Here is an 8,570-nt window from a genome sequence, read left to right as displayed (position 1 = left end):
GCCTCAGGCTCGGCGACCTCGGCGATCTCGGGCTCGGCGGCCTCGAGTTCGGCGGCCTCCGGCTCGCCGATCTCGGGCTCGTCGGCCTCAGCTTCGGCGACCGCCTCAGCCTCCGGTTCGCCACCCTCAGGTCCCTCGTCCGGGGTTTCGTCGGCCCCGACCGGCACCGCTGCCACCTCCGAGGCCGTCTCGAGCACCTCACTGTCGGCGGGCTCTAGCTCCACCGGCAAGACTTCCGCCTCAGGGACGTCGCCCTCGATCGCTTCAGCCTCGGCCACCACCGCATCAGCCTCCGGCTCGAGAGTCGCCGGCTGCAGCGCAGCCCGGCGGGAAGGCGGCAGGACAGCCCCGGCGGCAACAGCGGGCCCAGCACCGCCGACCCCTGACGTCACAGCCGTGAGCTCATCGGCGGGCTCTGGAAGCCGTTGCGCCGCAGTCTCGCCGGGGCCGCTTAACGTGACCCTGTCTTCCCGGACCCTCGACACCAGAATGATGTACACGACGGCCCCGATGAACACGAAAGTCGAGGTGAATGAATTGATCCGGATTCCGGCGATGTGAGTGGCCGCATCGTCACGCAGCAATTCGATGGTGAAACGCCCGACGCAGTAGGCCGCGATGTAGGTGGCGAACAACCGCCCACGGTCGAGGACGAACCGTTTGTCCAGATAAAGCAATGCCCCGAAAACGACAAGGTTCCATAGCAACTCGTAAAGAAATGTCGGCTGGACGACCAGCGCCAGTTGACCGGTGGACACGCCGTCGAGGGAGTGCACGTCGACGAATCCCGACGGGTCGCGCCGATAGTAGATTTCCAGACCCCAGGGCATCGTTGTCTCGCGGCCGTAAAGCTCCTGGTTGAAGTAATTCCCGAGCCGACCGATGGCCTGTGCGAGCACGATGCCCGGCGCCACGGCGTCGCTGAACGCCGGCAGTGAGATACCCCGGCGTCGACAGCCGATCCAGGCGCCGACCCCGCCGAGAGCCACCGCGCCCCAGATGCCCAACCCACCGTCCCAGATGCGAAGCGCCGCATTCAGACCGGCACCGCCGGCACCGAAGTACGTCCGCCAATCAGTGCACAGGTGATAGAGCCGGCCGCCGAGCAGTCCGAACGGCACCGCCCAGAGCGCGATGTCGTAGATCACGCCGCGCTCGCCGCCGCGGGCGGCCCAGCGCCGATCGCCGATGAGCAGTGCCACCACGATGCCGACGATGATGAACAGCGCGTAGGCGCGGACGGGAACCGGTCCGAGATACCAGACTCCGCGGGGCGGGCTGGGAAAGTAAGCTAGGTAGCTGGTCGTCACGACGAAGTGACTTTCTGGCGCACACCGGCGGCCAATTCCTCGGTCAGCGTGCGTAATGCGGGCAGGCCGTCGCTTAACGCGGAGACCAGTGCCGAGCCGACGATGACGCCGTCCGCGTAGCGGCCGATCTCGGCGGCCTGCTCGCGCGACCGCACTCCCAGGCCCACCCCGACCGCGATGTCGGACACTGCGCGCACCCGTCGCACCAGTTCTGGTGCCGCGTGCGACACCGCGGCACGGGCTCCGGTGACGCCCATCGTCGATGCGGCATAGACGAATCCGCGCGACGCCTCCACCGTCGCCGACAACCGCTGCGGCGTTGATGACGGCGCGACCAGAAAGATGCGATCCAACTTGTACCGGTTCGATGCCGCCAGCCACTCGTCGGCCTCGTCGGGAATCAGGTCGGGGGTGATCAGGCCGTTTCCGCCGGCGGCGGCCAGGTCGCGCGCGAACGCATCAACCCCATAGCGCAACACCGGATTCCAGTACGTCATCACCACCGCACGTCCACCGGCATCGGTGATGGCCTCAACCGCGGTCAAGGTGTCCCGGACTCGCACACCGCCGCGCAGAGCAGTCTCGGCAGCCGTCGCGATCGTCGGCCCGTCCATCCCCGGATCGGAGTACGGCACCCCGACTTCGATGATGTCGCAACCACTCTCGACGAGCTCGGTCATCGCCGTGATGGAAGTCTGCACATCGGGATATCCGGTGGGCAGATAGCCGATCAAGGCGGCTCGGTCGCGCTCCCGGCAAGACCTGAAGAGCGATGCCAAGCCAGGTGCTTTGTCAGTCACGTGCCGGCCTTCAGGTCGAGCAGGCCGAACCACTTGGCCGCTGTTTCCACGTCCTTGTCGCCGCGGCCGGACAGGTTCACCACGATCACCGCGCCGCGACCCAGTTCCGCGCTCAGCTTGAGCGCGCCGGCCACCGCGTGCGCGGATTCGATGGCCGGGATGATGCCCTCGGTCCGGCAGAGCACCCGGAAGGCATCCATCGCCTCGCGGTCGGTGATCGGCCGGTATTCGGCCCGCCCGATCTCTTTGAGGTAAGCATGTTCTGGTCCGACCCCGGGGTAGTCTAGTCCGGCCGAGATCGAGTGCGATTCGATCGTCTGACCGTCCGCGTCCTGCAGCAGGTAGGAGAACGACCCCTGGAACGCGCCGGGTGATCCGCCGGTGAAAGTCGCGGCGTGCCGGCCGGTTTCGACACCGTCACCGGCCGCCTCGAACCCGACCAGCCGAACGCCAGGATCGTCGAGGAAGGCGTGGAAGATGCCGATCGCGTTGGATCCGCCGCCGACGCAGGCGGTGACGGCGTCGGGCAATCGGCCGGTCTGGTCCTGGATTTGCACGCGCGTCTCAAGTCCGATGATGCGCTGGAAGTCGCGGACCATCGTCGGGAACGGATGCGGTCCGGCCGCGGTGCCGAAGCAGTAAAAGGTGTTGTCCGCGTTCGTAACCCAGTCACGGAACGCCTCGTTGATGGCGTCTTTGAGTGTTTTCGAACCCGACTCGACGGAAACCACCTCGGCGCCCAACAGCCGCATGCGCGCCACGTTGAGCGCTTGCCGCGCGGTGTCGACGGCGCCCATGTAGATGACGCAGTCCAGGCCCAGCAACGCGCAGGCGGTCGCGGTAGCAACGCCGTGTTGGCCGGCGCCGGTCTCGGCAATGACCCGGGTCTTGCCCATCTGCTGAGCCAGCAGAGCCTGACCGAGCACGTTGTTGATTTTGTGCGAACCGGTGTGGTTGAGATCTTCCCGCTTGAGGAAGATGCGGGCACCGCCGACGCGCGCGCTCAGCCGGGCGGCTTCGTACAGCGGCGACGGTCGACCGGCATAGTTGGCCTGTAGGTTGTCGAGCAGGTCGAGGAATTCCTGATCAGTGCGGGCCTTCTCGTAGGCGGCGGTCACTTCTTCGATCACCGCCATCAACGCCTCGGCGACGTAACGTCCGCCATACACGCCGAAATGACCCCGCGAATCGGGATCGTGGCGGGTGGGCTCTGCGATGGCCGCGCTGGAACGGGGCAGCTTCGGGCCGGAACGATTCGCCATCACCAAAACTCAACGCGCGAGCGACTCATCGGGTTCAACGTTTCCGCTGATGCGGGTCATGACCGGTCAGCGCGCCGGTTTCGGACAAGACGGATGCCGGCCCGCCGTCACCAGATCGGCGACCGCGGCGCGCGGGTCACCGCTTTTCACCAGGCCTTCGCCGACCAGCACCGCGTCGGCACCTGCGCCCGCGTAGGCCAGCAGATCGTTGGTGCCGCGCACACCGGATTCGGCGATCCGGATCACGTCGGAGGGCAAGCCGGGAGCGATGCGGGCGAAGCAGTCCCGGTCGACTTCCAGGGTCGTCAGATCGCGCGCGTTGACACCGATCACCCGAGCCCCGGCCTTCAGCGCGCGGTCCGCTTCGGCTTCGGTGTGCACTTCCACCAAGGCGGTCATACCCAGCGACTCGGTCCGCTCCAGCATGGACTCCAGCGCCGGCTGCTCGAGCGCCGCAACTATCAACAGCAGCATGTCGGCGCCGTGCGCGCGCGCCTCGTGAATCTGGTACGGCCGCACCACGAAGTCTTTGCGCAACACCGGCACCGAGACTGCGGCCCGCACCACGTCCAAGTCGTCGAGACTGCCGTGGAAACGTCGCTCCTCGGTCAACACACTGATGATCCGCGCACCGCCGTCTTCGTAGGCACGAGCCAGCTTGGCCGGGTCGGAAATGGAGGCAAGGCAGCCCGCTGACGGACTGGCCCGCTTGACTTCGGCAATGACACCGATGCCGGGGGCACGCAACACCGCCATGACGTCCAACGGCGCTGGCATCGCCTTGGCTGCCGCCTTCACATCAGACAGGCTGACAGCGGCCTCGCGGGCGGCAACATCCGCACGGACTCCCTCGATGATGGAGTCGAGCACAGTTGCCGGAGTCATCGCTGTGTTCCTCCCCACGGTCGCCGCCTATTTTTGACGACGTCCCTCGAAGGGTAGCCGCCGCAGGGCCGCGCGCTGTCACCGACCCTCCGTGTCGGAGCCTCGAATCGGTCGATCGGTTGGGTCGCGGCCCTCGTCCAGGGCGTCCCACATAATTCGCTCTGAGACCGTGCCGTCGGCGTCCCGCGCGATCGAGCGGCGGACCCCGGGCGCCGCGTACTTCGCTGTGCGGTCACCGTCCGCTCGCACCGACCGCATCAGCAGCACCGCGGCGGCCAACGCGCCCATTGCGGCCAAAAACGTAATGGCCGCGCCGACATAATGCCGATCGCTGCCGACCAGCGACAACACCGGAACGTGGGCGATGTCGGCCGCCCGCACCGCGACGTCCGGAATCACCCATAGACTGACGGCCAAGTAGCCGATGGCCAGACTGGCCATGCCGATCAGCAGCGCCAACGCCCGCAGCGGCCAGCCTCGTACCGCCAGGGCCGCCAGCGCTGCCGCCAGCAACAGCATCGCCAGCGGCAACAGCCCAGTCGACCAAGACAACCCGGTGACCGTTGAAGTCTTCGGCGGTCCCAGCGTGTCGAAAGATCGGAGCACGACCCACGGCAGCCGCGATGCCGCCCACAGCGCGCCGGCGGCGACTATCAGCAGCAGTTGGGCGATCCGGACGAAGCGCGGGCCCCGCGGTTGCCGCTCGGCCTCAGTCATCGCGACCGATATCGGGAGCCGCCAGCGTCTCGGCAGCGGCGATCGCGTTCAGCACCGCCCGTGCCTTGTTGGCCGCCTCGGTGTATTCATAGAGCCCGTTGGAGTCGGCGACGACACCACCGCCCGCCTGCACGTAGGCGGTGCCGTCGCGCATCAGCGCGGTGCGGATGGCGATCGCGAAGTCGGCGTTGCCGGCGAAGTCGAGGTAACCGATCACGCCGCCGTAGAGGCCGCGCCGGGTCTTCTCGACCTCTTCGATCAATTCCATCGCACGCACCTTAGGCGCCCCGGACAGTGTCCCGGCCGGGAAGCAGGCGGTCACCGCGTCCAAAGCCGCGTGACCTGCGCCGAGCATCCCGGTCACTGTGGAGACCAGGTGCATGACGTGGCTGTAGCGCTCGATGTGGCTGTAATCCTCGACTCGGACGCTACCCGGGACGCAGACCCGGCCGAGGTCGTTGCGGCCCAGATCGACCAGCATCAAGTGCTCGGCAAGTTCCTTCTCGTCGTGCAGCAACTCCTTTTCCAGCAGCTGATCTTCTTCCTCGGTGGTTCCCCGCCAGCGGGTTCCGGCGATCGGATGCGTCGTCGCCCAGCGATCCTGGACGGTGACCAACGCCTCGGGGCTGGACCCGACAATCGAAAAGTCGGTTCCGGCAACGGCATTCGGCACGTGCAGCAGATACATGTACGGGCTGGGATTGGTCACCCGCAGGATCCGGTACACATCGATCGGGTCGACGCTGGTGTCCATCTCGAAGCGCTGCGATGGCACCACCTGGAAGGCCTCGCCGCGTTCGATTTCCCTCACGAGGCGTTCGACGATCGCTTCGTACTCCTCGACGGTGCGCTGCGCCCTGGGTTGCGGCTCGGGTCTGTCGAAGGTGGCGACAGTCGACGGCAGCGCTTGGCCAAGCGCTGCGGTCATCACGTTCAGTCGCGCGATCGCGTCGTCGTAGGCCTCGTCGACCCGTTCGTCGGTGCCGTTCCAGTTCACCGCGTTGGCGATCAGCGTGATTGTGCCTTCGTGGTGGTCGACCGCCGCGACGTCGGTGGCCAGCAGCAGCAGCATGTCGGGCAGCCCGAGGTCGTCGACCGCCAACTCCGGAAGGCGTTCGAGCCGTCGCACCATGTCATAGGCGAAGAACCCGACCATGCCCCCGGAAAGTGGCGGCAGTTCGGGCAGTGCTGCGGTGGCCAGCAGTCGCAGGGTGGTGTGCAGCGCTTGCAGCGGGTCACCGCCGGTCGGTGCGTCCTGCGGCACCGTGCCCAGCCAGACCGCATGACCGTCGCGCACCGTCAACGCCGACGGCGATCCGGCGCCGATGAAGGACCACCGCGACCACGACCGGCCGTTCTCCGCCGACTCCAGCAGGAAGGTGCCTGGCCGGTTGGCGGCCAGCTTGCGGTAAGCCGACAGCGGTGTCTCGGCGTCGGCCAAGACTTTGCGCGTCACCGGGACCACGCGGTGGGCGGCAGCCAGCGCGCGGAAATCCTCCCGCGAAGTAGTCGCGGTCACGTTGGCACGCACACCGCATATCTTCTCAGACACCGCTGTCCGCCGGTGGCGCACCATTGGGCTAGCCTGACGCCCATGAAACCCGGTGACACGGTGGCTGACTTCGAGCTTCCAGATCAGACCGGAGCGCCGCGGCAGCTGAGCACCCTGCTGGCCGACGGTCCGGTCGTGTTGTTCTTTTACCCCGCCGCGGGCACACCGGGGTGCACCCGGGAGGCCTGCCACTTCCGCGACGTGGCCGCCGAGTTCGCTGCGGTCGGCGCGTCCCGGGTCGGCATCAGCATCGACCCGGTGGCCAAACAAGCGCAGTTCGCCGGCAACCATGGGTTCGACTACCCGCTGCTGGCCGATACCGACGGAGCGGTGGCGCGGGCGTTCGGCGTCAAGCGCGGGCTGCTGGGCAAGTTGATGCCCGTCAAGCGCACCACGTTCGTCATCGACACGGATCGCGCGGTGCTCGACGTCATCGGCAGCGAGTTCAATTTCAATTCTCATGCGGACAAGGCGTTGGCGACACTGCGGGCGCGCTCTTCGGCCTAGCCGCCGGAGTCCTGAAACTGTTGCCGCCGAATTCAAAGGTCCCTAATGTGTCGGAATGGCAAACGACGCGCAAACCACAGCTTTCGTGTCTCTTGTCGTGCTCGTTGTCGCTGCCGGCTGCTCGTCAACCGATCGGTATTCGGCTCCTGAGGTATTCACCGTCAGCAATGACGCAGTGGCGCAGGTCGTGCGCGATGCGGTCGCTGGTGACCGGTTCGCCGCGCAGATTGACGGCGCCCCCCAGGTCGATTGCACGGGCCAGACGACTTGCGTCATCAGTTACACGGTGCACGAGGCCAATGGAACGGTTTTCCACAAGGAACGGATCGCCGACGAGCAGTTGGTTCTGCCGACCGCGCAGGTGTGGAAAGCGTTGTTCAACGATCCGCAATTTCGGAGCGGAACTATCACCGTCAAGGGTCCGGTGCCAAATAAGCAAGGCGGCGACGACATCCAGATCTATTTCACACTCACCTGCGATCGTGCCGCGGTGTCGAAAATCAATTGGGACCACACCGATGGTCACGGCATCCGTGCGCAGTGCACTTACAAGCCGCAGACCAGGGGCATGCCTGAATAACGTAGCCGCGCGCGGTCACCTTTGTAGCATGTGCCCATGCCGCCGATGGATGGCCTCAACGAAGGCGACGTGTTCGCCGGATACACGATCGTGCGGCTGCTGGGCGCCGGCGGCATGGGTCAGGTGTACCTGGCTCAGCACCCCCGGCTGCCGCGGCACGACGCGCTGAAGATCCTGCCCGCGCACCTCACCGCCGACGACGAGTACCGGCAGCGGTTCAGCCGGGAAGCCGACATGGCCGCAGGGCTGTCGCACCCCAACATCGTCGGCATCCACGATCGCGGCGAGTTCGAGGGTCAGCTGTGGCTGTCGATGGAGTACGTGCAGGGAACCGACGCGGCGTACCTGCTGAAGAGCCGCTATCGCTCCGGGATGGCGCAGCAGCAGGTGCTCGAAATCGTTACGGCGGTGGCCGATGCGCTCGATTACGCCCATTCCCGAGGGTTGCTGCATCGCGATGTGAAACCCGCCAACATCCTGCTCGACGATGCCGGCAGCCGGCGGCGGGTCAAGTTGGCGGACTTCGGTATCGCCAGACAGCTCGGTGACATCAGTGGTCTCACCGCAACGAACATGATGGTGGGGACAACCGCCTACTGCGCGCCCGAGCAACTGCAAGGGCTGGATCTCGACGGTAGGGCCGACGAATACGCCCTGGGCTGCACGGCTTTTCATTTGCTCACCGGGTCCGCGCCGTTCGAGCACTCCAATCCGGCGGTGGTCATCACCCAGCACCTCTCGGCACCACGACCGCAAGTGGCCGTCCGCCGACCCGAATTGGTGGGACTCAACGACGTCCTCGCTCGCGCAATCGCAAGGGATCGAGCTCATCGCTATCCGAGTTGTTCGGATTTTGCCGCTGCGCTCGTTGGCGATCCACCGCCAACGGCCGCCGCGCCCACAGTGGCCCTGGCCCGCGCGGCCGCTGCCGCGGAGCCGCCGACGACAGTGTTGCCC

Annotated in this window: 9 protein-coding genes; 3 read left to right on the top strand and 6 right to left on the bottom strand. The window is 66.5% G+C overall.

Translation table 11 applies throughout. The annotated features are described in order from the left end of the window. The 6 genes from lgt to WA317_RS03670 form a co-directional block, all read right to left on the bottom strand. The coding region (gene lgt, locus WA317_RS03695) for a prolipoprotein diacylglyceryl transferase (RefSeq protein ID WP_425171753.1) at nucleotides 1-1,310 on the bottom strand (1,310 nt) is incomplete at its 3' end. Beyond that, nucleotides 1,307-2,110, bottom strand: coding sequence for a tryptophan synthase subunit alpha (gene trpA, locus WA317_RS03690; protein ID WP_425171752.1), 804 nt, complete (start codon nucleotides 2,108-2,110; stop codon nucleotides 1,307-1,309). The genes lgt and trpA, both read right to left, overlap by 4 nt. After that, entirely contained in the window at nucleotides 2,107-3,372 is a 1,266-nt protein-coding gene (trpB, locus tag WA317_RS03685; protein WP_425171751.1) for a tryptophan synthase subunit beta, read from the bottom strand. Before trpB ends, trpA begins: the two co-directional genes overlap by 4 nt. Before the next feature lie 66 nt (nucleotides 3,373-3,438). Further along, nucleotides 3,439-4,257 carry an indole-3-glycerol phosphate synthase TrpC gene (gene trpC / locus WA317_RS03680; RefSeq protein WP_425171750.1) on the bottom strand — a complete coding sequence of 273 codons (819 nt, stop codon included), beginning with the start codon at nucleotides 4,255-4,257 and terminating at the stop codon, nucleotides 3,439-3,441. A gap of 78 nt (nucleotides 4,258-4,335) precedes the next feature. After that, nucleotides 4,336-4,974: a TIGR02234 family membrane protein gene (locus WA317_RS03675; RefSeq protein ID WP_425171749.1), complete on the bottom strand. Its 639-nt coding sequence runs from the start codon at nucleotides 4,972-4,974 to the stop codon at nucleotides 4,336-4,338. After that, nucleotides 4,967-6,505: an anthranilate synthase component I gene (locus tag WA317_RS03670; protein WP_425171748.1), complete on the bottom strand. Its 1,539-nt coding sequence runs from the start codon at nucleotides 6,503-6,505 to the stop codon at nucleotides 4,967-4,969. The genes WA317_RS03675 and WA317_RS03670 overlap by 8 nt, the downstream gene beginning before the upstream one ends. Before the next feature lie 63 nt (nucleotides 6,506-6,568). On the opposite strand from WA317_RS03670, the gene WA317_RS03665 reads away from it, so the two are divergent. From WA317_RS03665 to WA317_RS03655, 3 genes are all read left to right on the top strand, one after another. After that, on the top strand, nucleotides 6,569-7,033 hold the full coding sequence (locus WA317_RS03665; RefSeq protein WP_425171747.1) for a peroxiredoxin: 465 nt from the start codon (nucleotides 6,569-6,571) through the stop codon (nucleotides 7,031-7,033). Nucleotides 7,034-7,208: 175 nt separating this feature from the next. Continuing rightward, a complete protein-coding gene (locus WA317_RS03660) occupies nucleotides 7,209-7,613 on the top strand; it encodes a hypothetical protein (protein WP_425171746.1) in 405 nt (134 codons plus the stop codon). A gap of 36 nt (nucleotides 7,614-7,649) precedes the next feature. Beyond that, nucleotides 7,650-8,570: serine/threonine-protein kinase (locus WA317_RS03655; protein WP_425171745.1), on the top strand; the 921-nt coding region annotated here is incomplete at its 3' end.

The sequence above is a fragment of the Mycobacterium sp. genome (genome assembly GCF_049802695.1).
Lineage (GTDB): Bacteria > Actinomycetota > Actinomycetes > Mycobacteriales > Mycobacteriaceae > Mycobacterium.
The sequence above is the reverse complement of the archived record's forward strand: the minus strand, read 5'-3'. Positions and strand labels throughout refer to the sequence as shown.